22 protein-coding genes and 1 pseudogene are annotated in these 24,258 nt (G+C 71.2%); 9 read left to right on the top strand and 14 right to left on the bottom strand.

Translation table 11 applies throughout. From position 1 onward, the window contains the following. Positions 1–23: 23 nt before the first annotated feature. Complete coding sequence (locus tag GMA12_RS08045; protein WP_156268855.1) at positions 24–449, top strand: hypothetical protein; 426 nt, start codon at positions 24–26, stop codon at positions 447–449. Between the two features lie 50 nt (positions 450–499). Here the strand turns inward: GMA12_RS08045 and GMA12_RS08040 are convergent, their stop codons facing one another. The 6 genes from GMA12_RS08040 to GMA12_RS08015 all read right to left on the bottom strand — a co-directional run bounded on the left by GMA12_RS08040 (position 500) and on the right by GMA12_RS08015 (position 6,551). Next, positions 500–1,360 (bottom strand): serine hydrolase, encoded by an 861-nt coding sequence (locus tag GMA12_RS08040; protein ID WP_156268853.1) that lies wholly within the window; start codon positions 1,358–1,360, stop codon positions 500–502. 183 nt (positions 1,361–1,543) lie between these two features. After that, positions 1,544–2,182 carry a membrane protein YczE gene (gene yczE / locus GMA12_RS08035; RefSeq protein WP_156268851.1) on the bottom strand — a complete coding sequence of 213 codons (639 nt, stop codon included), beginning with the start codon at positions 2,180–2,182 and terminating at the stop codon, positions 1,544–1,546. A 53-nt stretch (positions 2,183–2,235) separates the two neighbouring features. Then, positions 2,236–3,138, bottom strand: coding sequence for an AraC family transcriptional regulator (locus GMA12_RS19540; RefSeq protein ID WP_206064654.1), 903 nt, complete (start codon positions 3,136–3,138; stop codon positions 2,236–2,238). Positions 3,139–3,140: 2 nt separating this feature from the next. Then, the gene (locus GMA12_RS08025) at positions 3,141–4,256 is read right to left on the bottom strand and encodes an NAD(P)-dependent alcohol dehydrogenase (protein ID WP_156268849.1); all 1,116 of its coding nucleotides are present in this window, start codon (positions 4,254–4,256) and stop codon (positions 3,141–3,143) included. Between the two features lie 14 nt (positions 4,257–4,270). Then, positions 4,271–5,551, bottom strand: a complete 1,281-nt coding sequence (locus GMA12_RS08020) for an MFS transporter (RefSeq protein ID WP_156268847.1) — start codon at positions 5,549–5,551, stop codon at positions 4,271–4,273. Positions 5,552–6,005: 454 nt separating this feature from the next. Further along, complete coding sequence (locus GMA12_RS08015) at positions 6,006–6,551, bottom strand: HNH endonuclease family protein (RefSeq protein WP_370830779.1); 546 nt, start codon at positions 6,549–6,551, stop codon at positions 6,006–6,008. A 541-nt stretch (positions 6,552–7,092) separates the two neighbouring features. On the opposite strand from GMA12_RS08015, the gene GMA12_RS08010 reads away from it, so the two are divergent. Next, positions 7,093–10,263: a DEAD/DEAH box helicase gene (locus GMA12_RS08010; protein ID WP_156268843.1), complete on the top strand. Its 3,171-nt coding sequence runs from the start codon at positions 7,093–7,095 to the stop codon at positions 10,261–10,263. 18 nt (positions 10,264–10,281) lie between these two features. Here the strand turns inward: GMA12_RS08010 and GMA12_RS08005 are convergent, their stop codons facing one another. After that, entirely contained in the window at positions 10,282–11,388 is a 1,107-nt protein-coding gene (locus GMA12_RS08005) for a zinc-binding dehydrogenase (protein ID WP_370830774.1), read from the bottom strand. A gap of 212 nt (positions 11,389–11,600) precedes the next feature. Between GMA12_RS08005 and GMA12_RS08000 the strand changes: the two genes are divergently transcribed. Beyond that, complete coding sequence (locus GMA12_RS08000) at positions 11,601–11,876, top strand: GlsB/YeaQ/YmgE family stress response membrane protein (RefSeq protein ID WP_156268841.1); 276 nt, start codon at positions 11,601–11,603, stop codon at positions 11,874–11,876. 4 nt (positions 11,877–11,880) lie between these two features. Here the strand turns inward: GMA12_RS08000 and GMA12_RS07995 are convergent, their stop codons facing one another. Further along, complete coding sequence (locus GMA12_RS07995) at positions 11,881–12,258, bottom strand: hypothetical protein (protein ID WP_156268839.1); 378 nt, start codon at positions 12,256–12,258, stop codon at positions 11,881–11,883. A gap of 255 nt (positions 12,259–12,513) precedes the next feature. On the opposite strand from GMA12_RS07995, the gene GMA12_RS07990 reads away from it, so the two are divergent. From GMA12_RS07990 to GMA12_RS18870, 3 genes are read left to right on the top strand one after another with little or no spacing between them, the layout of a single operon-like run. Then, entirely contained in the window at positions 12,514–13,287 is a 774-nt protein-coding gene (locus tag GMA12_RS07990; RefSeq protein ID WP_156268837.1) for a hypothetical protein, read from the top strand. Then, complete coding sequence (locus tag GMA12_RS18875) at positions 13,284–14,156, top strand: HNH endonuclease family protein (protein ID WP_156268835.1); 873 nt, start codon at positions 13,284–13,286, stop codon at positions 14,154–14,156. The genes GMA12_RS07990 and GMA12_RS18875 overlap by 4 nt, the downstream gene beginning before the upstream one ends. Continuing rightward, positions 14,153–14,413, top strand: a complete 261-nt coding sequence (locus tag GMA12_RS18870) for a TM2 domain-containing protein (protein WP_162459624.1) — start codon at positions 14,153–14,155, stop codon at positions 14,411–14,413. The genes GMA12_RS18875 and GMA12_RS18870 overlap by 4 nt, the downstream gene beginning before the upstream one ends. A 53-nt stretch (positions 14,414–14,466) precedes the next feature. On the opposite strand, the gene GMA12_RS07975 is transcribed toward GMA12_RS18870, so the two are convergent. From GMA12_RS07975 to GMA12_RS07955, 6 genes and pseudogenes are all read right to left on the bottom strand, one after another. Beyond that, positions 14,467–15,375, bottom strand: coding sequence for a CPBP family intramembrane glutamic endopeptidase (locus GMA12_RS07975; RefSeq protein ID WP_370830769.1), 909 nt, complete (start codon positions 15,373–15,375; stop codon positions 14,467–14,469). Positions 15,376–15,594: 219 nt separating this feature from the next. Next, positions 15,595–16,509, bottom strand: a complete 915-nt coding sequence (locus GMA12_RS18540) for a ribokinase (RefSeq protein ID WP_206064659.1) — start codon at positions 16,507–16,509, stop codon at positions 15,595–15,597. A 39-nt stretch (positions 16,510–16,548) separates the two neighbouring features. Continuing rightward, positions 16,549–17,448: pseudogene (locus GMA12_RS07970) on the bottom strand (nucleoside hydrolase); the annotation flags it as partial. Between the two features lie 110 nt (positions 17,449–17,558). Continuing rightward, positions 17,559–18,641, bottom strand: a complete 1,083-nt coding sequence (locus tag GMA12_RS07965; protein WP_156268831.1) for an aldo/keto reductase — start codon at positions 18,639–18,641, stop codon at positions 17,559–17,561. A 111-nt stretch (positions 18,642–18,752) separates the two neighbouring features. Beyond that, positions 18,753–19,613 (bottom strand): class II fructose-bisphosphate aldolase, encoded by an 861-nt coding sequence (locus GMA12_RS07960; protein WP_156268829.1) that lies wholly within the window; start codon positions 19,611–19,613, stop codon positions 18,753–18,755. 25 nt (positions 19,614–19,638) lie between these two features. Then, positions 19,639–20,358: a FadR/GntR family transcriptional regulator gene (locus GMA12_RS07955; RefSeq protein WP_156268827.1), complete on the bottom strand. Its 720-nt coding sequence runs from the start codon at positions 20,356–20,358 to the stop codon at positions 19,639–19,641. 204 nt (positions 20,359–20,562) lie between these two features. Here GMA12_RS07955 and GMA12_RS07950 point away from each other — a divergent pair, with 204 nt between their 5' ends. Genes GMA12_RS07950 through GMA12_RS07940 form a run of 3 tightly spaced genes read left to right on the top strand, consistent with a single transcriptional unit; the run spans position 20,563 to position 24,243 of the window. Further along, complete coding sequence (locus GMA12_RS07950; RefSeq protein WP_156268825.1) at positions 20,563–21,924, top strand: GntT/GntP/DsdX family permease; 1,362 nt, start codon at positions 20,563–20,565, stop codon at positions 21,922–21,924. A 34-nt stretch (positions 21,925–21,958) separates the two neighbouring features. After that, positions 21,959–23,365: a four-carbon acid sugar kinase family protein gene (locus tag GMA12_RS07945; protein WP_156268823.1), complete on the top strand. Its 1,407-nt coding sequence runs from the start codon at positions 21,959–21,961 to the stop codon at positions 23,363–23,365. Beyond that, positions 23,362–24,243: an NAD(P)-dependent oxidoreductase gene (locus GMA12_RS07940; RefSeq protein WP_156268821.1), complete on the top strand. Its 882-nt coding sequence runs from the start codon at positions 23,362–23,364 to the stop codon at positions 24,241–24,243. The genes GMA12_RS07945 and GMA12_RS07940 overlap by 4 nt, the downstream gene beginning before the upstream one ends. The last annotated feature ends 15 nt before the right edge of the window (positions 24,244–24,258 follow it).

The raw sequence follows: 24,258 nt of genomic DNA, 5'->3' as shown, positions 1-24,258 counted from the left end.
CCTCGACCCGGGAGGCACCCCCCATGAGTGGCAAGAGCACCCCCAGCAGGACCCCCACCGATGCCGGCGGGCCGTTGGTCGCCGTGTGCCAGGGTCACCGGTGCGCCGGCCTGCGCCGGCTGACCGGGACGGCCGATCAGGTGGAGCACCTCCAGGAGGTGGTGAGGGGCACGGCAGGAGCCGTGCTGATCTCGTCGTCGTGCATGGGCCGGTGCGAGATGGCCTCGCTGGTCGCCATCGCCCGACGGGACGGGCCCAGCGGGCAGGTCGGCCCCACCGTGTGGCTGAGCGGGCTCGAGGACGCGGACCGCGCGGAGGCGCTCAACCGCTGGGTGGCCTCGGGCGGCCCCCAGCGGATCCACCAGCCCGAGCACGGCGCCCCCCGGTGCCTGCGGGACGCCGTGAGCGGCTTCGGACCGCCTCCCGCCGTCGCGCGTCGCGCCCACTGACCCGGCCCGGCCGGGAGTCGGTCACCGATGCCCGGCGAGCTCCCCGGCGGTCAGGCTGCCGCTGCTGCGTGCAGGTAGGCGTCGATCGCCTGCCCGGCCGTCCGGAACCACGGCCTCGCGTCGTCGTAGCCGGACCAGCCGTCCGTCAGCACGGCCACCACGTACTCCTTGCCGTTCAGCCGCACGAGCCCGGCGTCGTGCGAGACCTGGATCAGCAGGCCGGTCTTGTGCGCGAACTCCACGTCCGGGGACAGTCCCGTGGACAGGGCGTAGTCCAGCTGCTGGGCCGCGAGGAAGCCGAGCAGCAGGGTGGTCGAGGGCCCGGAGAGGAGTTCGCCTCCGCGCAGCCGGTCGAGGAGGTCGGCGACGTCGTCCGGTGTGGTGGTCATGGCCACGGTCCGCGCCTCCCCGGTGTCCGGGTCGTAGGTCGTGGACTCGAAGCCCTGCCCCTGCGCGAACACCTGGACCTCGTGCCAGCCGAGCCACCGCCCGAGGGCCGCGCCGGAGACGTTGTCCGACCAGGTGATCATCCGCTCCACGGCCTCCCGGACGGTGAAGGTCGTGCCCGGCACGGTGTCCGTCAGGGCGATCAGACCCCGGTCCACCCGGTCGAGGACGGCGTGGGCCAGGAAGAGCTTGTACAGGCTGGCGCTGGTGAAGGAGCGGTCCGGGTTGCGGGTCACCACCTCTCCACCGGCCGGATCGAGGAGCACGAGTCCCAGCTCCCCCGGCACCTGGGCGGCCAGCGCGTCCAGATCGGCTTGCAGGCGGGTGACCGCCGGATCGGTGGTTTCGACGGCGGAGGTCGGCGCCGCGGCGGCCGTGCCGGCACCGCCCACTGCGAGAAGCAGCGCCGTGAGGGCCGCCGCGAGGCGCCCCCGGCGCGTGAATGATCGAGTTCCTGAGTGCATGGTGCGTCTCCGTTCCCCCCGGACGAGTCGCGGCCGGGGCGGTCCCGGCGACACGGGCCATTCTGTTCCCCGCAGTGATCCTCCGCCACCCCTCGCCGTGGCCCGTCTGACCCGCACGGTGGATCCGACGCCCCGGACCGCGGCACCGGCAGGAGCCGCCGGTCCTGGGCCTCGGGGGCGACGTCAGCGGTCGAGCGGCACGCTCAGCCGGGGCATCAGCACCTGGACCAGCGGCCCGATGGCCAGCGCGTAGAGCACCGTGGCCAGGCCCACGGTGCCGCCGAGCAGCCACCCGGCGACCACCACGACCACCTCGATCGAGGTGCGCACGATCAGCACCGACCCTCCGGTGCGCCGCACCAGCCCGGTCATCAGCCCGTCCCGCGGACCGGGCCCCAGGTGCACCCCGATGTAGGCGGCGGTCGCCACGGCGTTGAGGAGCACGCCCGCGAGCACGAACAGCACCCGCACCGGCAGCGACTCGACCGGCGGCAGCACCGCCAGGGTCGCGTCGAGCACCAGCCCGACCACCACCGCGTTGCTGAGGGTGCCGATGCCGGGCCGCTCGCGCAGCGGGATCCACACGAGGAGCAGCAGCAGGCTCACGGCGATGACGACCGTGCCCATGCTCACCCCGAGCTGCCGGGAGAGCCCCTGGTGAAGCACGTCCCACGGGATGACGCCGAGCTCCGCCCGCACGAACAGCGCCATGGTGATGCCGTAGAGCACCAGGCCGGCGTAGAGCTGGACGAGCCGCCGGGGCAGCCGGCGCGAGCCCGGACGGTCACTTGAGCGGACCAGGCCGCGCGGACGCCAATGCATGCCCACCATCCTCGCACCGGTGAGGCGGTCGCGGCGCACCGGACCGGCCGCGCTCAGACCTCGTCGAGCCGCCGGTACCGGGACGGGGTGGTGCCCGTGGTGGCGCGGAAGTGCCGGTTGAAGTTGGACAGGTTGGTGAAGCCCACCCGGTAGCAGATGTCCGAGACCGGCAGGTCGGTGCCGCGCAGCAGCCGGCAGGCCTCGGTGAGCCGCATCCGGGTGACCGTGCGGTTGAAGCCCACACCGGTGGCCCTGGCGAACAGCCGGGAGAACGCGTCCCGGCTCAGCCCCACGGCCTCGGCCACCTCGGGCACGAGCATCCGCCCGTCCAGGTGCTCGGTGATGTAGCCCAGCGCCCGGTTGAAGATCTCGGCCTCGTCGGCGTCCAGGCGGTAGGACCCGCCGTGGCTGTCGAGGTAGCGCCGCTCGGACTCCGGGGACTCGGCGAGGACGCCCAGCAGCTCCGCCACCGCGGCCAGCCGGCGGAGCCCGAACGTCCCGTTCACCGCCTCCAGCGCCGCCGCACCGGCGAGCGCGGTCCGGCCGGTGAACTCGATTCCCCGGGCCGCGGCCTCCAGCAGCGGCCGCAGGGCCTCGAGCTCCGGCAGCGTCCCGGCCGCGGCGAAGAACCGCTCCTGGTCGAACTGGAGCACGGCGTCCCGGTTGCGGACCACGGCGTCGTCGTCGCGGTGGGAGATCCAGTTGTGCGGCAGGAAGGAGCCCATGATGCTGAGGTGGCCGGCACCGAAGGGCCCGGCGTAGTCGCCCGCCATGACCGTCCCGGAGGACTCCCGGATCAGGTGCACCTCCACCTCGGGGTGGTAGTGCCAGCGGGCCAGGGGATGGGGCCAGTCGTGCTCGTGCCACCGCACGGAGCTCGACGGGTCCGGGATCACCAGCTCCCGGACCGGGGAGGCGGCGTCCTCCGGCGTCGTGCTCCGTGCGGCGGTAGCCACGGTCAGGCTCCGGCCACCCGGATCTGGATCTTCGTGTCGGTGGGCCGGCCCTCGGCGCCGCGCTCGAAGGCGGCCACGGCCTCCTCGAACGAATAGGTGGCGCTGATCAGGGCGCCCAGGTCCACCGCCGGGGACGCGGCGAGCTCGATCGCCCGCTGATAGGAGTTCGCGTAGCGGAACACGGTCTCGATCCGCAGCTCTCGGGCCTGGGCGGCGGCGACGTCCAGCGGCACCGGGTCCACGGGGATGCCGATCAGCACCACGGTCCCGCCGGGGGCGGGGATCTCCCACAGGTTGCCGAACGCGTGCGGGCTGCCGCTGGCCTCGAAGACCACGTCCGCGCCCCAGCCGTCGGTGGCCTCGCGCACCACCTCGCCGAGGTCCTGGCGGGAGACGTCCACGGCATGGATGGTCGGATACGCCTCGATCTTGGCGAACTTCTCCGGCGCCACGTCCGAGATGTACACCCGGGACGCCCCGCTCGCGGCGGCGGCGATGGCGGTGAGCACCCCGATGGTGCCGGCGCCCACCACCACGACGACGTCGCCCGGCGCCAGGCCGGCCTTGGTCACCGCGTGCACCGCCACGGCGAAGGGCTCGACCAGGGCGCCCTCCTCCAGCGAGAGCTGCTCCGGGAGCTTGTAGGTGAAGTCGGCGGGGTGGATGATTTCGGGCTGCAGGCAGCCGTCCACCGGCGGCGTAGCCCAGAACTGCACGTCCGGATCCACGTTGTACATGCCCAGCCGCGCGGCGCGCGAGCGCGGGTTGGGGATGCCCGGCTCCATGCAGACCCGGTCCCCCACGGCGAGGTGCTCCACGCCCTCCCCCACCTCCAGCACCGTGCCGGAGGCCTCGTGGCCGAGGACCATCGGCGCCTCGACGACGTAGGGCCCGATCCGACCGTGCGTGAAGTAGTGGACGTCGCTGCCGCAGATGCCCACGGTGTGCACGCCGATGCGCACCTCGCCGGGGCCCACCGGGCGCAGTCCCGGGACGGGGCGAACCTGGATCTCGTGCTGGCGTTCGAGGACGACGGCGTCCATGGGGCTCTCCTGGGTGTTCGAGGTCTTCGGGGCGGTGGTCGCAGGACTCGTGGTGGTGAGCGTCGTGGGGTTCATGGTCTCAGGTCTCCTCAGGCGGCGACGGCAAGGCGCTCGCGGCGCGGCAGCATCCGGCCGTCGTCGGAGGTGATGCCGGGCTGGGGCGGGTGGATGAAGAAGGTGGTGACGGTGCCCAGGAGCATCAGGCCGGCGAAGACCCAGCACACGCCCACCGGGCCGAGGACGGGCAGCAGCAGGGTGGCGATGCCGGGGCCGAGGAACGTGGTCAGCCCGGAGGCGAGGTTGTGGGCGGAGATCGCCGCCCCGCGGTGCTCGGGGGCCAGGGCCGGGAAGATCGCGCCCATCGGGACGAACGCGGTGACGGACAGGGCGAAGAGCACGGCGGCCCCGACCATCAGCGGGAAGCTGGGGCCGAACCACACCGGCACGTAGGCGAAGGCCAGGACCGCAATCGCCATGCCGCCGAAGCCGAACCAGCGCATCTGTCGCATCCAGCCGTAGCGGTCCCCGAGCCGGCCCCAGACGATGTTGGCGCCGATGGTGAGGGTGTTCATGATCGCCCACAGCATCATCCACTCGGGCAGGGAGAACCAAGCCGCGCCGCCGATCTCGCCGGTGGTCAGGTACAGCGGCATCATCATCGGGAAGGCGTAGAGGGTGAGGTTGCACAGCACCCGGATGACCACGGAGAGGGCGATCTGCCGGTTCTCCACCAGGATGGTCACCCCGCGCAGCAGCTCGCGGGTGCGCTCGGCGCCGTGCAGCTGCTGGGAGAGGTCGGTCTCGGGCGGGGCGCCGGGGACGAGGAAGGCGCACATCAGGGTGCCGGCCGCCACGAAGGGCAGGGACGCCCACAGGGTGGCGTACTCGCCGATGACCGGGACCAGCAGGCTGGGCACGTAGGCGCCCATCACGCCGATACCCAGGGAGAAGGAGGCCCAGAACCAGCCCATGGCCGAGGCCAGGCGGCTGGGGTGCACCGACTGCGCGATGAGCACCACGAAGGAGTACATGAACAGCGGGTAGGCGACCCCGCGCAGGCTGTAGATCAGGATGGTGCCGAGCACGCTCTGCAGCCCCACGGTGAGGAACAGGACGTGCAGCACCATCCAGAGCACGCCGCCGAGGACCATGAGGCGCTTGGCGCCCACGACCTCGGCGAGCACGCCGGTGGTCCACGCCGAGACGGCGACCACCAGGCCGTAGACGGTGAAGACGAGGCCGGCCTGGGTGGGCGTGAAGCCGTTCTCGACGAGGAAGCGGGACAGGAACGTGAGCTCAAAACCATCACCGGTCATGAAGACGGCGAGGGCGAGATAGCCGAAGAGCAGGCGGCGGGGCATGCCGAACATGCGGGCACTCCTTCGTGGACACCAGGTGGGATGCACCTGGCGAGCAGAAGAGCGGGCAGCCGGTGCGCGATGCCCTCAACGCTACGGAGGTGTGATGCGGGCCACTAGCCGATTAATCCCGCACGGGCTGATACTTTTGTGTGCTCACAACCAGGGTGCATGGTGACGCCAAAGCGCACCGGGCCGGTATCCCATTGCGTTGAACTCCTCGGCGGCCCGCATAACACCGAGGATGGGCCACGAACCAGCGCTGAGCGTCCTATTCAGGGGCAGATACCAGCCTGTAGATCCAGCTTTTCCGGGCTTCTCTGGCGGTGACGTCTTGGTTGTGAATCCGACTGTGCAGCATTCCCTTGCTTCTAATTCACCACTAGACCTCCCGAAACGCCGTGGGCACCCCGGGCACAGCAGTGCTCAAGGCTTTGCCGCAAGGCGCTCGGCTTTCGATCGGCGATCAGGCTTTACTGACGGTGAGGGTGACGTTGGGGCAGGAGCCTGCAATCTGGGTCAGGGCGGCCTTCTCGGCGCTGTCGACCTTGAGGCCCCAGCGATGCTTCACTGCCACCCACTCCCCGATGTAGGCGCAGCGGTGCTTCGGCGGCATCCACGCCTCGGGGCCGCGGGCCTGCTTGGTCGAGTTCAGCTTGGAGGTCTGGGCGCTGAGCGTGCGGTGGTCCCCGAGGTCGTTGTAGAACGCCACCCGCTTGGCCTTGGTCCAGTACCGGGCCCCGGATCCCCAGGCCTCGTGGACGGGCACGGTGTGGTCGATCTGCACGGTAGTGGCCGAGGTGTGGGTCTTCCCGTCCCAGGTGGTGACCCAGCGCCCGCCCTTGACGGTGCAGCGCTTGGCCGTGGTGAAGCTGGTCTTCACCTTGGACTCGTTCTGCAGCACCTCGGCCCGCGTGTTCTGGCAGTCGCGGTTGGCGTCGTTCCAGTCGCCGAACTGCCGGTCCCGGTCGTAGCCGGTGTTGTTCTCCCCAGCCACAGGGAGGGACTTCACCGCGGTGCGCAACGGGGCGCTGTAGGTACCCGCGGCTTCGGCAGGCATCACGCCACCGGCGAGGAGCAGTCCTGCCACAACCACAGAGGCGGCGGTAGCCCGGTGCTGGCCACGGGCAGCGAGCGATTCGGAAACAGCAGTGCGGGCACGGGAAAAGAGTCCGAAAAGCATCGGGGGCCTCCAGAATGGGGGATGAGGCGCCGGCGGGGGCGTCTTCTCATCTTGGCATTACGACTGCAAATAGCGGTGGCGTGTCGCCCCGTGCGTGATCACACTTATGGGGACATTCCTCCACGGTGGGCCTAAAGCCTCGCCATCGGTGCGTACTGGCTACGGACTCGATCTGCAGGATGGCATAGGCGGAAGCGCCCCGACTCACCCCTGACTACGGGGTGAGCGCTCAACGCATATCGCTCGATCCCGAAAACCAGGACTGGAGCAGTTCCCAGATTCCTTTCGGGCACCGCAGCCGCGACACTCGAAGCCCTGTCCTCGACGGGGTCAGACCATGTATTGCATCTAGGCTGCGCCTATGCGTCCAATGCCCTCCACTGACAACGAGCGACTCTTCCCCGGTTTGTACGAGCATCTCGAGGATGAGCGGCTTACTCAGCAAATAGCGACGTTGGCGCCCGGAAGGGTAGCGCTCGACGATGTCGATGATGCGGACAGCCCCCACGTCTTGAGCCGCTACCTGGCGCATCGCATTCATAGGCACTTGCAGTCGGTTCCAGCACGGCATCGCGTCGACGAGGCAAATCGCATTCTGGAACTTCTTGACCGAGGGGCAGATGAAGCGTTCTACATTGCGCCGGGTCCTCGCCAATTGATGGCCGTCACCCAGGAGGCCAGCACGCCTTTGCGGAGGCCGGCAACGCCCCTGTCAGACGCGGCTCTGCTCACCAATACTCCACACGAGCCACAAGTCGGCCGGGAGATTGCGAAGGAGTTGGAAAGTGCGGACCGGGTCGATCTCCTGATCGCCTTCGTGAAGTGGTCTGGGCTCCATGTCATGGACAAGGAGCTGCAGAATCTGAAGGACCGCGGCGTGCCTTTCCGGGTGCTCACCACGGTCTACATGGGGGCCAGCGACGCCAAGGCCATCAACGCATTGGCGCGCAAGTACGGCGCGGAAGTTCGAGTCAGCTACGAAACCCGCAATACGCGCCTGCACGCCAAGGCGTGGATGTTCCACCGCAGGACCGGCTTCAGCACGGCCTATGTCGGCAGTTCAAATCTGTCGCACGCCGCCATGCTGGACGGGCTGGAGTGGAACGTGCGCCTCTCCTCCGTCGCGACGCCGGCGCTTCTCCAGAAGTTTGAGGCGACCTTCGAGAGCTACTGGGCGTCAGAGAGTTTTGAGCCCTACAACCCGGACGATGACGGCGAACGCCTGGCGAGGGCCCTCGCCGCAGGCAGCGGGCGGGTGTCCTCGGACGTGTCCATCGCGCACCTGGATGTCCAGCCCTACCCCTACCAAGCGCAAATGCTCCAGGAGTTGGAGGCCGAGCGTGTCATTCACGACCGCCATCGGAATCTCGTGGTCGCCGCGACAGGCACGGGAAAAACCATCGTCGCGGCTTTGGACTATCGCCGGTTGCAGGCCGACACCCTCAACGAGCTTTCGCTGCTTTTTGTGGCCCATCGCCGAGAGATTCTCGAGCAGGCACGTCAGACTTACGCCACGGTGTTGCGTGACGGCGCCTTCGGCGAACTCATGGTCGACGGCCATCAGCCAGTCCGAGGGAGGCACGTCTTTGCGTCGATTCAATCCCTCAACACCAAGAACCTGGGCCGCTTCGCCCCCGATGCCTTTGACGTGGTGGTCATCGACGAGTTCCACCATGCCGATGCTCCGACCTACCGAAAGATCATTGAGCATTTCCGTCCCCAGGAACTCCTCGGCCTCACCGCCACGCCAGAGCGCGGCGACGGCGTCAACGTCGCGGAGCGGTTTTTCGAGGACCGCATTGCCAGCGAACTGCGCCTGTGGGATGCCCTCGATCAGCAACTGCTGACACCGTTCCACTACTTCGGCGTCTCCGATGGTGTCGACCTTTCATCTCTTCAGTTCCGGAGGGGCCGATACGAGGACAAAGAACTGGATGCCGTCTACACAGGCAATGACGCACGCACTGCCAAGGTGCTGCAGGCTCTCAACGACAAGGTGCTCGATCCGCACCACATGAAAGCCATCGGCTTCTGCGTTTCCGTCAAACATGCGGAGTACATGGCACGGAAGTTCACGACGTCCGGGCTGCCGTCCGCGGCATTATCGGGGGAGAGTTCCAGTAACGAGCGACGGACTGTGCTCAAAGCGCTGCAGCGTGGGGAATTGCGCGCCGTCTTTGCCGTCGATCTGTTTAATGAGGGTCTCGATATTCCGCAAGTCGATACCATTCTCCTGCTGCGACCGACGCAATCTTCCACGTTGTTCCTGCAACAACTGGGGCGCGGTCTGCGACTGGCTCCTGACAAGCCGGTACTGACCGTTCTGGACTTCATTGGGTTTCAGCACCGAGAGTTCCGATTCGATATGAAGTACCGTGCCGTGACGGGGTCGAGCCGGACGCGTCTGGCCAAGGACTTGGAGGATGGCTTTTCCTTCCTCCCCTCTGGCACGCAGATCGTCTTCGATACGGTCGCCCAGTCCGTGGTGCTCAACAACGTCAAGCGGCAGCTACGCCTGACCACGAGGCAGGTGGTCGACGAGATCAAGGACCTGGCGGCGCAGCAGCCTGTGCCTGAGTCGTACACCCTGCGCCAGTATTTGGCGGACTCTCTTTCCGAGGCATCGGACATCTACCGCCGGAGCAAGTTCGACGGTCGACCGACAACCTGGAACACCCTCCGTCGTGCCGGTGGATTGGTCCCCGATGTTCTGTGGCCGCCCGCAGATCAGGAGGTTGAAGTCCTTACTCTGCTGCAGCGCGCCAAGGCGTTTCTCAACGTGGACGATCCTGCCCGCCTCCGGTCCTATGAGGTCCTACTTCAACCGGATGCACCGCCGGTATCGTCTCTGCCGCTCAGGAAGCAGCGAATGGCACGCATGCTCTACTACTCTTTCTGGCCGCAAGGCTCGAAGAGCGGCGGGCCGGACAACCTGGAAAGCGGCCTCCGTTTGCTTCGATCGCACGCCATCCTGCGGAACGAGCTGGCGCAGCTCATCGACGTCACCGCCGACAATGCCCGCAACCTGCCGCGACCGCTGGGCAATGGGTATGCCGACATCCCCCTGCAGACCCATGCGCACTACACCCGAGAAGAACTTCTGGCCGGTCTGGGCATGGGGGAAGAGGGGCAGCGCACTCCCGGCACAGTGCGCGAAGGAGTGTCCTGGATTCCGTCATCACGCTGCGAGGCGCTTCTCGTCACGCTCCACAAGTCGGAGAAGGACTTCTCGCCCAACACCATGTACAAGGACTATGCGATCTCTGAGACGCTCTTCCACTGGGAGTCGCAGAACCAGACCACTCCGGAGTGCGCAGCGGGACAGCGGTATCAGCACCACACCGCGCAAGACAGTCACATCATGCTGTTTGTCCGCGATTCCCCAACGCAGGAGGCCGGCACCTCGCCATACGTTTTCTTGGGTCCCGTCGACTACGTGTCCCACGAAGGGTCCAAACCCATGTCGATTATCTGGAAACTGCGCCGCCCAATGCCGTCCCCCGTGTTCTCGGCCGCGAGCACGGTAGCGCCGCTCAGTTAGAGGCGCGGACGGCGAGGTTCAGAACTCGATCACCTGCCGCACCGCCCGCCCTGCGTCCAGCTCGTCCATCGCCTCGTTGATCTGCTCGAGCCGGATGTGGGAGGTGATCAGCTTTTCCAGCGGCAGCGCGCCGTCGCGCCACATCTGCTCGTACTTGGGGATGTCCACCGCCGGCACGGCGGAGCCGAGGTAGCTGCCGATGATCTGGCGGGCCTCGGCGGTGATCTTCAGCGGCTCGATCTGGGACATCGCGCCGGGCGCCGGCAGGCCCACGGTGACGGTCACCCCGCCCACGGCGGTGGCGTTGAACGCGGTCTCGAACGCCCGGGGGTGCCCGGCAGCCTCGATCACCACGCGCGGCTTGTCCTCCAGCGCCACGAGCTCGTCCGGGGTGAGCGCCTCATCGGCACCGAACTCCGTCGCCAGCTCCAGCTTCTCGGCCAGCGCGTCCACGGCGATCACCCGGCGGCAGCCCACGGCCTTGGCGACCAGCACCGCGGCGAGTCCCACGCCGCCGAGGCCGACCACGGCCACGGCGTCGTCGGGAGTGGCCTGCGCCGCGTTGAGCACGGCCCCTCCCCCGGTGAGCACCGCGCAGCCCATGACGGCCGCGATGGGGGCCGGGACGTCCTCGCCCACGGGCACCACGGAGCGGCGGTCCACCACGGCGTGGGTGGCGAACCCCGAGACCCCCAGGTGGTGGTAGACGGTGCCGCGGGTTTCAGAGGTGAGATGCTGGGAGCCCTCGATCAGGGTGCCGGAGGCGTTGGCCTTCGACCCGACCGTGCACGGCAGCAGCCCCTCCGTCCTGCAGGCGGCGCACTCGCCGCAGCGCGGCAGGAACGCCATCACCACGGGCTGGCCTTCCGTGAGGTCCGTGACCTCGGCACCCACGTGCTCGACGACGCCGGCCGCCTCGTGCCCCAGCAGCATCGGCAGGGGCCGCGGCCGGTTGCCGTTGACCACGGAGAGGTCGGAGTGGCACACGCCGGCGGCGGTGATCCGCACGAGCAGCTCGGTGGGCCCGGGCTCGCCGAGCTCGAGCTCCTCGACGCGCAGCGGCTGCGACTCGGCGTACGGGGCCGAGGCCTCCATGGTCTCCAGGACGGCTCCACGAATCTTCACGACGACCTCCGGTCTCGGTGCTGGGCTGTGACGCCGTTCACCGTACCGCCCGGTCCGGGAGTTATCGAGGACGTGCGCCGGACGGTTCCGCCGCGGGACCGCCCGTCCCGGCCCGTGCGGAGGAATCGGCAGTATGCGTAGTATCGGGGTGCGGCACTGCAGGAGAACCCCCGTCGCCGCCGGGACCCCCGACCTGAGAAGGAAGACCCCCCATGATCGGCTTCATCGTTGCCGGACTCGTCATCGGCGCCCTCGCCCGTCTCGTCAAGCCCGGCAAGCAGCACCTCGGCCTGATCGCCACGCTGCTGCTGGGCCTGGCCGGCTCGGTGATCGGCGGCGTCATCGCCAGCGCCCTGGGCACCGGCGACATCTTCGAGCTCAACGTCCTGGGCTTCATCGTGGCCGTGATCGCCGCGGTGCTGCTGATCGGCGTGGCCGAGAGCCTGGCCGGGCGCAACCGGGCCGCCCGCAGCAGGGCCGTGCGCTGACCGCTCAGCCGAGCAGCAGGGGCAGGAGCAGGCCGATCACCGTGAGGACGGCGCCGGTCCAGAACAGCCACCGCGTCATGCGGTAGGGGGCCGTGAGCGCCCACCGGTGCGGATCGCGGACGCGGTAGTAGACCGTCACCTCGGCCCCCGGGGCGGGGACGGGCGCCGGCGGGTCCGGCCACGGCTCCTCGTGGATCTCGTAGCGGGTGGTGTGCCACCGCAGGCAGGACTTCCCGTCCGTGAGCACGTGCAGGGCCTCGGTCCGGTGCCAGCCGAGGTAGAGGCACCGGATGAGCAGGGCCGCCACCACCAGCGCCACACCGGTGTTGGTGGCGGCGGCGCTGAGCACTTCGAGCAGGGCCGCTCCACGGAGTCCGGTCACGGATCCGAGCCTAACGACCGGCCGTCCGGGTCACCGTGCGGCGCCCCAGAATTCCCAGGCATCTCCCGGCCGGTGCGCCACTCGACCACCCCCACAGCGCCCGATTCGGATGCTGCGGGCCGGAGTATTCGGCGAACGGAGAGCGACAGTCCGGCTGTCGGATATGTCCGTTCTGTGACGGCGCCCGAGACGGCCTGTCGAGGAGTGCAGCTAGAGTCATTGCTTAAGCAACTGCATGACTTCGGGGGATCCGCCATGACCACCACTGACTCGCTGCCCGAGCTCCTGCCGGTGCTGCTGCAGCTCGTTCCGCCCGTGGGCATGTTCTTTGCCGCCCTGGGCCTCCTCGTGCTGGCCCTGCGGCTGGTCTTCGTGCTGGGCAGGGCGGTAACCACCTCCGCGCAGAAGATGCTCCACGGGACCGAGCGCCCTCCGTCGCGGCGGCCCGAGCACAGAGTCGTGGCGGCGGCCCGGCGCGCCGGCGCGGAGGACATGCGCACGGCGTGGCTGCAGTGGCAACTCCGCCCCGGGAACACGCAGAAGGCGATCAGCGAGCTCTCCACTCTTCCCCGGACGCTGGCCGTGACGCCGCGGGCCGACTGGAACGTCGAGAAGTTCCGCGCGCACGGTGCGGAGGTGTGGGCCATCCGGCCGCTGGCGGTCACCCCTGCCTGGCGGCAGAAGGTCGATGCCCGCCTGGACTGGATGGCTGCCAGGGTCTCCGACCTGGCCGACAACCCGTTCGACGCCGCCCGGGGTCAGACGAGCGAGCAGTACCTGTTCCACGAGGATCGTGAGGTCCGCGACGCCTATCTCGAGGGTGGCACCGCGGCGGCGGAGCGGATCATGGAGACCATCACGGCTGCCCGGGAGCGAGTTCGGGAGGACGCCGCCACAGAAGGCGCTGCGGCCTTTCTGGCCAAGCAGCGCAATGCCGCGTTCGACCAGCTGCGGAACACCTACCGGCCCACCAGGACCCGTGACGCGCACGCCGCCTGGGACGCCGCGGCCGAGGACGTCGGTCGATGACCCCCGCCCCTTACTCGCCGTCCGATCCGGGGAGCACCGCCTTCACCTCCCGGCGCGACGTCAGGCTCGGCAAGTGGCTCCTGGCCGTGCCCGCCCACCTGGCCATGGTGGGCACCGTGCTCGCCTTCGTCGTCACGCTGGCACCGCCCGATCTGGTCGCCGGGTCGATGCCCGCGGCGTCGGCGGTGGGCGGCGCCCCGTCAGCACCGGCATCCACGGCCACGGCCACGGCCACGGCCACGGCCACGGCCACGGCCACGGCGGACGATGCCCCGTCGTCGGCGGCCCTGGACGCCTTGGCGAGCCTGGAGGTCGCCGCCCGTCGTGGCTCCATGTCCGGCTACGACCGCCAGGCCCGGTTCGGCGACTGGACCGACGCCGACGGTGACTGCGTGGACACGCGCAACGAGATCCTCGCCCGTGACCTCGACGACGTGGCGTCCGACGACGGGTGCCGGGTGACGTCCGGACGATTGACCGATCCCTACACCGGCGCCTCGATTCCCTTCACCCGTGGGGTCGCCACGTCCTCGGACGTGCAGATCGATCACGTGGTCGCCGCGGGGAACGCCTGGGCCTCCGGGGCGGAGGCCCTCTCCCCGGCTGAGCGGGTGGAGTTCTACAACGACCCGCTGAACCTGCTGGCCGTGGACGGCTCCCTCAACGGGGCCAAGTCCGACGCTTCGGCCGACGAGTGGCTGCCGCCGGAGCGGTCGTTCCACTGCGAGTACGTGGCCACCCAGATCGCCGTGAAGGCGAAGTACGAGCTGCGGGTGACCGCCTCGGAGAAGGCGGTCATGGCCGAGGTCCTGTCGGCGTGCCCGGACCAGGAGCTGCCCACCGACCACCGGAACGAGGACCCCAGGTGATCCATGACGCCCCGATCATCGGTGCGCCCCCTGCGGGGTACCGGACGTCCCGTCGCCGGCGGGCCCCGAGGAACCCGACCGATGCCTGGTTGCTGTGGACGTTCTTCGGGTGGCTGGGTGCGCACCGCTACTACATCGGGGACTGGAAGAAGGGCCTTGCCATGACCGTCACGCTCGGCGGACTCGGCCTCTGGTCCCTGCTGGACGGACTCTTCCTGGGCCGGCGCCTCCGGCGGATCAACAGCGGCAGGCTGTAGGGCGGTGCCCGGCTTCGCGGCGCCGGCCGCAACGTGGTCAGGCGGCCGCGGCCTCAGGCGGTCGCCGGCGGGGCGGCCCGGTGGACCAGTCCGCGCCGGTGGGCGAGGACGATCAGGACCGCGGCGATGGCCGAGATGACCAGCATCGGCACCAGCATGAACGGGCCGCCGGCGCCGGCCGAGCGGTCGAGCCCCTCGCTCATCCGGCCCGCGGCGGTGGCCACGAGGAAGAGCATGACGTTGTTGGCCGCGTGCACCAGCGAGGCCGCCTCGAGCCCGCCCGTGGCCTGGGTGAGCAGCGACATCGCGATCCCGAAGACCAGGTAGTAGACGATCAGCCACACGTCGGTGGCGAAGTGCGCCACCGAGAACAGCACCGCGCTCACACCGGTGCCGAGCACCAGGGACGGGACCGTGCCGGAGACCCACGAGCCGGCCGACCGCTGGATCACGCCGCGGAAGATGTACTCCTCGGACGCCGCCTGCAGGGGCGTGGTCAGCAGGACGACCGCGAGGAAGGCCCACGCGGTCGCGTCCAGGGAGAGCGCCCCCGGGGCCTCGACGAGCGCCACGAGCCCCACGTAGACCACGAACAGCGGGACGACCACCAGGGCGGCTCGCCCGCACCAGCCCCAGCGGAAGCGGCCCAGCACAGAGTGCAGGGTCCCGATCGGCTGCCGGTGCAGGTACCGGTGGAGGAGCAGGGCGACGACGGCCGAGAGCACCAGCGTGAGATTGCTGGCCAGCAGCAGCACCGGCGTCATGGTGATCTGCCCGCTCGCGAGGTCGTCCATCGTGGTGGAGCCCAGGACCAGGTCGATCCCCATGGCGCCGAAGGTCAGCACGACCGAGAACAGCAAGACCGCCGCGCAGAGCACCAGGATGCTGGTGAGGCCCTTCCACCAGCGGTTGCGGGGTGTGCGGTAGAACTCCGCGTAGGTGACCGGCGGCGGCGTCGGCACGCCGGACGGCGGGACCGCGCCGCCGGAGTGCCCCGGGTACGGGGCCGCGGGCCACCCCGCAGGACCGGGAGGCCGGACGCCCGAGGGCGCGGGCGCAGGAGGGGCATCGGGCTGCCAGGGTGCCGGTCGCCGCGGAGGCTGCGAGGTCATGTTCCCAGCGTAGTTCTCGGCACCGACCCCGGGCCCCGAGGCCGGGGGTCGGGCCGGTGTCGCGGACGGTCAGGAGGAACCGACGGAGGGAGTGCCGCCGTCGGCCGGGGACGGCAGGTAGTGCGCCAGCGGGGAGAACTCCGGCTGCGAGGAGGCGTCGCCGACGGCGTGGGCGCCCACCGCGTTGGCGGCGCGCAGGGCCGTCCCGTGGTCGATCCCGGCGGCGAGGGCCAGCACCATCGCGGCGCAGAAGGCGTCGCCGGCGCCGACCGTGCTGACCACGGCGGCCTCCTGGGCGGGGGCGGAGGCGATCTGCCGCCCGTGCGCGTAGAGGGCCGAGCCGCGGGCGCCGTAGGTCACCGCGACGAGCTTGGCTCCGGCCAGCTCGGGGAGGCGGGCGTACTCGGTCTCGTTCACGATCACCAGATCGCATCGGTCCACGAGCTCGGCCGGGAGGGGCCGGGCCGGGGCGGCGTTGAGGGCGAAGAAGCCCGGCGTCCGCCGGGCGGTCTCGCACACGGTGTCGAGTTCGATCTCCAGCTGGCAGAGCACGACGTCCTCCGGGGCGAAGACCACGTCCTCGAGGGACACCTCGGCGTTGGCCCCGGCGCAGACGGTGATCTGGTTCTCCCCGTGGCGGTCCACGGTGATGAGGGCGGTGCCGGTCGGTGCCGGCACGCGGCGGACGCCGGTGGTGTCGACGGCGGCGGCCGCCAGGTGGCGGAGGAGGACGCCGCCGTCCGGGTCGTCGCCGACGGCGCCGACCATCCGGGCGCGGCCGGCCAGCCGTGCGGCGGCCACGGCCTGGTTGGCGCCCTTGCCGCCCGGCTGCCGCTGCAGGGCCGCGCCGGCGACGGTCTCCCCGGGCGCGGGCAGCCGCTCGCACACCGCCGTGAGGTCGAGGTTGATGCTGCCCACCACGGTGAGCGCGGCCCGGGAGGGCTCGGCGGACGCGGCCGGGCCGAGCCGGCGGAGCGTGTCCAGGAGGTGCGGCGCGAAGTCCTCGGCCAGCTCGAGCACCACGCGGCACCGGGCTCCGGCGGGCGCGGGGTAGCCGGCGAACCGCCCCCGCAGGTCGCAGATCGTCTGGCCGCGCCCGGGCCCGTCGGTCGTGTCGACCTGGACCGTCACCCGCGGCGCGAGGGACGGTTCCACGGTGCCGGCCGCCAGCGCCGCGGCCAGGGGGTCGTGCAGGGCGGAGAGCGGGCGGCCGAAGACCCCGGTGTAGAAGTCGGCGTAGCGCTCGAGCATCGCGGCGAGCGCGGGCAGCGCCGGGTGGTCGATCGCGGCGAGCTGCTGCCGCTGGTCCTCGGCCAGGCGGTGGTCCATGGTGACGTCCAGCGGCACCAGGGTCACCTCCCACGCGGCGGCGAGCACCTCGGCGGCCGCCTCGGGGTCGTGCGAGATGTTGGCCTCGGCGACCGGCGTGCGGTTGCCGGGGACCAGGGCGGCGCCGCCCATGACGGTGACGCCGGCGACCAGCCCGGGCAGGGCCGGGTCCTGCCGGAGGGCGCGGGCGAGGTTGGTCAGCGGGCCGGTGGCCAGCACGTGCAGCTCGCCCGGGTGCTCGTGGGCCAGCCGGATCAGCATCGCGTCCGCCGCCTCGGCCACCGGCTCGGCGGCCGCCCGCGGCAGCTCCACGTCCCCGGTGCCGTTGGCGCCGTGCACCGCCGGGGCGCCCCCGCCGAACCGGTCGCGGAGAGCATCCCGGGCGCCGACCGCGACCGGGATGTCGGTCCGGTCCAGCAGGGCCAGCAGGTCCACGGTGCTGCGGGCGGCGGTCAGGGCGTCGGTGTTGCCGCTGACGGTGCCGATGCCCCGCAGGTCGACCGAGGGGGTGGCCAGCAGGTATGCCAGGGCGACGGCGTCGTCGATGCCGGTGTCGCAGTCCAGGTAGAGCAGCCGGGTGGCCGGATCGGTCATCGCTCTCATCCTTCGGGTCGGTCGAGGCCAGGGGGACCTCGCAGCGCTCCGGCCAGCGTACGCGGAACCCCGCCGGCGGCACCGACCGCCCGGGGGTCCTCCGCGTGCGCCTACTCCTGGGCCGGGTCCTCGCCGAGGACGTGGCCGCGCTGCTCGGCGTAGAACTCCGCCTCCGCGGGCTCGGGGCGGTCCTGGCCGTTGAGCAGCCGGTGCCACAGCGGGTAGTAGGCGGGCAGCTGGGACGCGGCCGTGATCCGGTCCCGGACCTCCTGCGGCAGCGTCAGCTCGGCGGCGTCGAGGTCCTCCTGCAGGTGCTCGAACCGCCGGGCGGCGATCACGGTCCCGTCGATGCCCGGGCGGCCCAGGATCCAGGAGATCACCACCTGGGGGATCGTCCAGCCCAGCTCCCGGGCGATCTCGTCGAAGAGCTCGATGAGGTCGTAGGCGCGGCCCCGGTCCACCACGTGGGGCTCCGGCCAGCCGGTGCCCTGGCGGGTGTCGGACGGGGTTTCGGTGCCGCGGCGGACCTTGCCGTTGAGCAGGCCCTCCCCCAGCGGGCTCCAGCCGAAGGTCGCGAGCCCGAGGTCGCGGGCGACCGGGACGATCTCGTACTCGATCTCCCGGGCCTCCGGGGTGTAGTAGGCCTGGTGGGCCACCGGGCCCTCCAGCCCGGCCAGCCGCGCCTCGTAGACCGTCTTGGCCAGCTGCCAGCCGTTGTAGTTGGACACGCCCCAGTAGCGGATCTTCCCGGCCCGGATCAGCTCGTTCGCGGTGGAGATGGTCTCGGTGATCGGGGTCTGCCCGTCCCACTGGTGCAGGTAGAGCAGGTCGAGGTGGTCGGTCCTCAGCCGCGTCAGGCTGTCCTCGACGGCCCGGGTCACGTGGATCCGGCTCGCGCCGCCGTCGTTGGGGCCGTCCCCGGTGGGGGTGCGGGCCTTGGAGGTGAGGACGACGTCGTCCCGTTTGCTGCCCAGGACCTCACCCAGCACCCGCTCGGCGTCCCCGCCGGAGTACAGGTTGGCGGTGTCGATGAAGTTCACGCCGCGGTCCAGGGCCTCGTCGATCTGCCGGCGGGCCTCGTCCGGGCCCAGCCCCGCGATCTTCTCGAACCCTCCGCCGGAGCCGAAGGGGATGGTGCCCAGGGCCAGCCGGGAGACGTACAGGCCGGAGCTGCCGAGTCGGGTGTATTCCATGGAAGAACTCCTCTGCTCGTGGTGCGGTGGTGGTGCTTCCTGCGGGTGCTCCCGGGCGGCCGGCGGGCCGGGCGCCCGGGAGCACGGTATGCGGCAACGACGAACCGGGGCTCAGGAATTCCGGGAGCGGGCCTCGGCGGTGGTCAGCCGGTGGGCCAGCGTGGTGAACTCGCCCACCGCCTCGGTCCAGTCCTCCAGCAGCGCCCACAGGTTCAGGCCCCGGCACCGGCGCTGCTCGACCCGGTCCGCCAGGGCGGCGAAGACGGCCGAGCGCAGCTCGGTGTTGATGTTGATCTTGCCGATGCCCGCCAGCGGCGCGCGGACCAGCATGGTCTCGGGGATCCCGGAGGCGCCGTGCAGCACGAGCGGGGTCCGTTCGGCGGCCTCGCAGATCTGCTCCAGACGGCTCCAGTGCAGCCGCGGGGTGCCCCGGTAGTGACCGTGCACGTTGCCCACGGCCACGGCCAGCAGGTCCGCGCCGGACCCGTCCAGGAACCCGGGGACCTCGCCGGGGTCGGTCATGCCGCCGGCCGCGGAGGTCCCGGCCGTGTCCTCGTCCCCGGGCAGGCTGCCGAGCTCCGCCTCGACCACCACGCCGGGGCCCACGAGCTCCCGGGCCCGCGCGACGAACGCGGCGTTCTCGGCGGCGGGCAGGGCGGAGCCGTCGGCCAGGACGGCGTCGACGCCGGCCGCCACCGCGTGCTCGATCAGGTCCAGGTCCACGGCGTGGTCGAGCTGCACGCACACGGAGGTGGCGGCGTCGTCGGCGAGTCCGCGCAGCGCGGTGATGAGGCGGCGTCCGGCGGTCCCGGCGGCAGCCTTGGGCGGGACCAGGAGGATCACGGGGCGGCCCGCGCGCTCGCTGGCCGCCACCACGGCCTGGGCGGTGGTGAAGTCGTAGGTGCTCAGCGCCGGCACGGCGGTGTGGGCGGCGAGAGCGGAGGTGACGACGTCGAGCAGGTGGGCGCGCATGGGCACAGTCCTTCGGGATATGCGGTCAGCGGTCGGCCGGGGAGGCGTCCCCGAGCACGTAGGTCTTCAGGTCGGCGAGCGTCTGCTGCATGTGCTCGTCCATGGCCTGCCGGGCCCGGGCGGGGTCGGCGGAGGCCAGGGCGGAGACGATCTTGCGGTGCTCGGCGATGGCGTGGGCCTGGATCTCCGGCACGCGGGAGGTCTGGGCCCGCCGCTGCGTGAGCACCCGGTGCAGGGGCTCGAACAGCACGGCGATGAACACGTTGCCCGAGGCCTGCAGGATCCGCTCGTGGAAGCGCAGGTCGGCGGTCACGAAGGCCGCCACGTCCTGGGCCCGGTGGGCGTCCTCCATGGCGTCGGCGTCCCGGGCCAGACCGTCCAGCTCCTCGGCGGAGAGCCGCCCGGCGGCCAGCTCGCAGGCGCCGGTCTCCAGGAAGCGGCGCAGCTCGATCAGCTGCACGGCCGCCGCCGCGTCGTCCTGCCCCTCCGAGACCGCCCGGATCACGGCGTCCAGGGACGCCCACCGGGACACGGGGTTCACGAACGTGCCGCGCCCGCGCTCCACGCGCAGGATGCGCTGGGCGCCCAGGGTCTTGATCGCCTCCCGCACCGTCATGCGGCTGACCTGGTGCTCCGCGCTGAGGTCGATCTCGCCGGGCACCACCGACCCGGGCGGGAAGTCTCCCGCGACGATCCGGTCCAGGAGGGCGTCGGCGACCTGGTCGACCAGGGACGGGCGGGCCATGGTGCTCCTCTGGGTGCGGTGGACGGCTGACAGCGGCGCCTGTGCACGCTCCCGCCTCTGGGGGAAAAGCCTAGCAACCGAGTCATGTCAGATGTCTGGTCTTTTCCCCGGGGGAGGCCGAGCGTTGACCACGTGTCGTACCTCACATAAGATGTCTGACATCTTACAGGTCGGCCTGCGGGCCCGGAGCTCAACGAGGATCTCATGACCACCACCACACTCGTCCTGCTGGGACTGGCCGCCGTCGTGGTCATCCTGGGACTGATCATCAAGGGCAGGGTGCATCCCTTCCTGGCCCTCATGATCGCCGCCGCCGCGCTCGCCCTGGCCGCCGGGATCCCGCTCCCCGAGGTCGTCCCCACGCTGACCACCGGCATGGGCAACACCCTGGGCAGCGTCGCCCTCATCGTCACCCTCGGCGCCATGCTCGGCCGCATCATCGAGGTCTCCGGCGGCGCCGACGTCCTGGCCCGCTGGCTGCTCGACAAGTTCGGGGAGAAGCGCGCGCCCTTCGCCCTGGGCGCCACCGGCTTCATCTTCGGCATCCCGGTGTTCGTGGACGTCGGGCTGATCGTGCTCATCCCGATCGTCTTCGGCGTGGCCCGCCGGCTCGGCGGCAACATGCTCGCCTACGCCCTGCCCATCGTGATCGCCATGCTGACCGTGCACGTCATCGTTCCGCCGCACCCGGGCATCGTGGGCGGCTCCGAGCTGCTGGGCGCCGACATCGGCCTCGTGCTGCTGCTGTCCTTCATCCCGGCGATCCCGATGTGGCTGTTCGGCCACTGGCTGGCCATGCGGCTGGCCCGGACCGCCCACGTGGAGATCTCGCAGGACGACGTCCTGCAGAGCGTCGGCGGCACCGGCCGCACCGGCGTGGTGCAGACCAAGGCGCCCAGCACCGGCCTGGTGCTGGCGATGATCGCCCTGCCGCTCGTGCTGATCATGCTGCAGACCACCAGCGCGCTGGTGCTGCCCGAGGACAACGGGATCCGCACCGTGCTCTCCATGGTCGGCGCGTCCCCGATGGCCCTGCTCATCGGCGTGATCACCGCCTCGGTCCTGCTGGGCTACCGCCGCGGCTGGGGCCGTGAGGAGACCGAGCACGTCATCAACTCCGCGCTCCCGCCGGTGGCCGCCGTCATCCTCATCACCGGCGCCGGCGGCATGTTCGGCTACGTGCTGCGGGAGACGGGCGTCTCCGAGGCCGTGGCGGAGGTCCTCGGCGGGACCGGGCTGCCCGTCATCGTGCTGGCCTACATCATGGCGGCCCTCATCCGGGCGGCGCAGGGCTCGGCGACCGTCGCGATCCTCACCACGGCGCCGCTGATCGCGCCCCTGGCCGCGGCGCAGAGCCTCTCCCCCGTCCAGATGGCCATGCTCGCGCTGTCCATCGGCGTGGGCTCCATGGCCCTGAGCCACGTCAACGACTCCCTGTTCTGGGTCTGGAGCCGCTACTTCCGGGTGCCGGTCGGGACCGCCCTGCGGACCTACTCCGTGCTGTGCACGGCCACGTCCTTGGTCGGGTTCCTGGTGGTGTCCGTCCTGTGGCTCGTCCTCTCCTGACCGCCCCGACGCCCCGCCGCAAGGAGCTCTCCGCATGACCACCCCGCGCACCCTGCTCGTGCTCGACGACGACCCCACCGGGTCCCAGTGCGTCCACGACGTCGACGTCGTCCTCGAGCTCGACCCCGCTCCCGTCCTCGACGTCGTCCGGCACCCCGGGCGCACCTGCTTCGTGCTCACCAACAGCCGCGCCCGCCCGGAGGCCGAGGCCGTGGCGATCAACACCGCGCTCGTCTCGGCGGTGCTGCAGGAGCTCGCCGCCGAGCGGCTGCCGCTGCCCCACCTGGTCTCCCGCAGCGACTCGACGCTGCGCGGGCACGTCATCGCCGAGCCCACCGCCCTGGCCGACGTGCTCGCCGAGCAGGGCGTGGCGGTCGACGGCTTCCTCTTCGCCCCGGCCATGATCGAGGCCGGCCGCTACACCGAGGACGACGTCCACTACGCCGTCCTGCAGGGGAAGCCGATGCCCGTGGGCGAGACCGACTTCGCCGCCGACGCGACCTTCGGCTACTCCTCCTCCGACCTCAAGGACTTCCTCGTGGAGCGCTCCGGCGGGGCGCTGGAGCGGGACGCGATTCTGTCCGTCGGCCTGGAGGACATCCGCGCCGGCGGCACGGCCGCGGTCGCGGACATCCTGCGCCGGGCGATGGACCGGGCCTGGGTGGTGGTCAACGCCACCGACTACGCCGACTTGGACACGGTGGCGCAGGCCCTGGCCGTGCTCGAGGCCGAGGGCCGCACGTTCGTCACCCGCTGCGGGCCGTCCTTCGTGCGCCCGCTGGCCGGGCTCACGGACTCGCGGGTGCTCGGGCCCGAGCACATCACGGTGGGGCGCGGGCGGCTGCCCCACGGGCTGGTGGCCGTGGGCTCCCACGTGGGGCTGACCAACCGCCAGCTGGCCGAGCTGCGCGCCCGGCGGGACCTCTTCGAGGTGGAGCTGGACGTGCCCACCCTGCTCGACGACGACGCCCGCCCCGGCCACGTGGCCGACGCCGCCGCGCGCATCGTCGAGGCGTTGGCGAGCCGCGACGCGGTGGTGTGGACGAGCCGCGAGCTCGTGCGCACGGAGGACCCCGACGAGTCGCTGGCCATCGCCCGCTCCGTCTCGGACGCCCTCGTGGAGGTCGTGCACGTCGTGGCCCGGTCCCGCCCGGCGTGGGTCGTGGCCAAGGGCGGGATCACCTCCCACGAGGTCGCCCACCGGGGCCTGGGCATCCGCCGGGCGAGCGTGACCGGCCAGTTCTTCCCCGGCCAGATCTCCCTGTTCCAGCCCACCGACGCCCCCGCCACCACCCAGGGCGGGCCCTACGTGGTCTTCCCCGGCAACGTGGGCGGGGAGTCCGCCCTCGCCGACGTCGTGGACGTCCTCGACCGGGCCGCCGAGCGCGCCCGCACCACCGCACATCCCCGCACCTCTGCATCCCAGGAGAACCCGTCATGAGCACACCCCTGTCCGTCGGCTTCCTCGGCCTCGGCGCCATGGGCGCCCCCATGGCCCTCACCCTGGCCCGCGCCGGCTTCCCCGTCCGCGGCTTCGACGTCTCGCCCCGCGCCCAGGAGCACGTGGGCGACGCCGTGGCGCTGCTGCCGGATCCCCGCGAGGCGGCGGCCGGCGCGGACGTCGTCGTCGTCATGGTCGCCACCGGCGCCCAGCTGCACGACGTCCTGTTCGGCGAGCGGGGCATCGCCGGGTCCCTCGCCCCGGAGACGGTACTGCTCGTGATGGCGACCGTCGGGCCCCAGGCCGTGGAGTCCTGCGCGCAGGGCCTCGAGGCCCGCGGGGTGCGGCGGGTCGTGGACGCGCCGGTGTCCGGCGGAACGGCGCGGGCCGCCACCGGGGACCTGCTCGTGATGGTCGGCGGCGCCGAGGAGGACGTGGCCGCGGTCCGGCCGCTGCTGGACGCGATGGCCGCCAACGCGCCCGTGGTCGGGCCCCGGGTGGGCGACGGGCAGCGCTTCAAGGTGGTCAACCAGCTGCTGTGCGGCGTGCACATCGCCGTGGCGGGCGAGGCGCTGGCGCTGGCCGACTCCATGGGCCTGGACCCGGCGCAGTGCCTGGAGGTGCTCTCCACCGGGGCCGCCACGTCCTTCATGTTCGAGGACCGCGGTCCGCGGATGCTGCAGGGCGATCAGGCGGAGGTCCGCTCCGCCCTGGACATCTTCGTCAAGGACATGGGCCTGGTCACCGACGCCGCCCGGGCGGTCGAGCAGCCGGTGCCGCTGGCCTCGGCGGCCGAGCAGCTCTACGTGCGCGGCCGCCGCGAGGGCCACGGCCGGCACGACGACTCCTCGGTCTACGACATCCTCCGCTCCCGGTAGCCCGCCCCGGGTGGC

It is taken from the genome of Kocuria sediminis, assembly GCF_009735315.1.
GTDB lineage: Bacteria > Actinomycetota > Actinomycetes > Actinomycetales > Micrococcaceae > Kocuria > Kocuria turfanensis.
The sequence above is the reverse complement of the archived record's forward strand: the minus strand, read 5'-3'. Positions and strand labels throughout refer to the sequence as shown.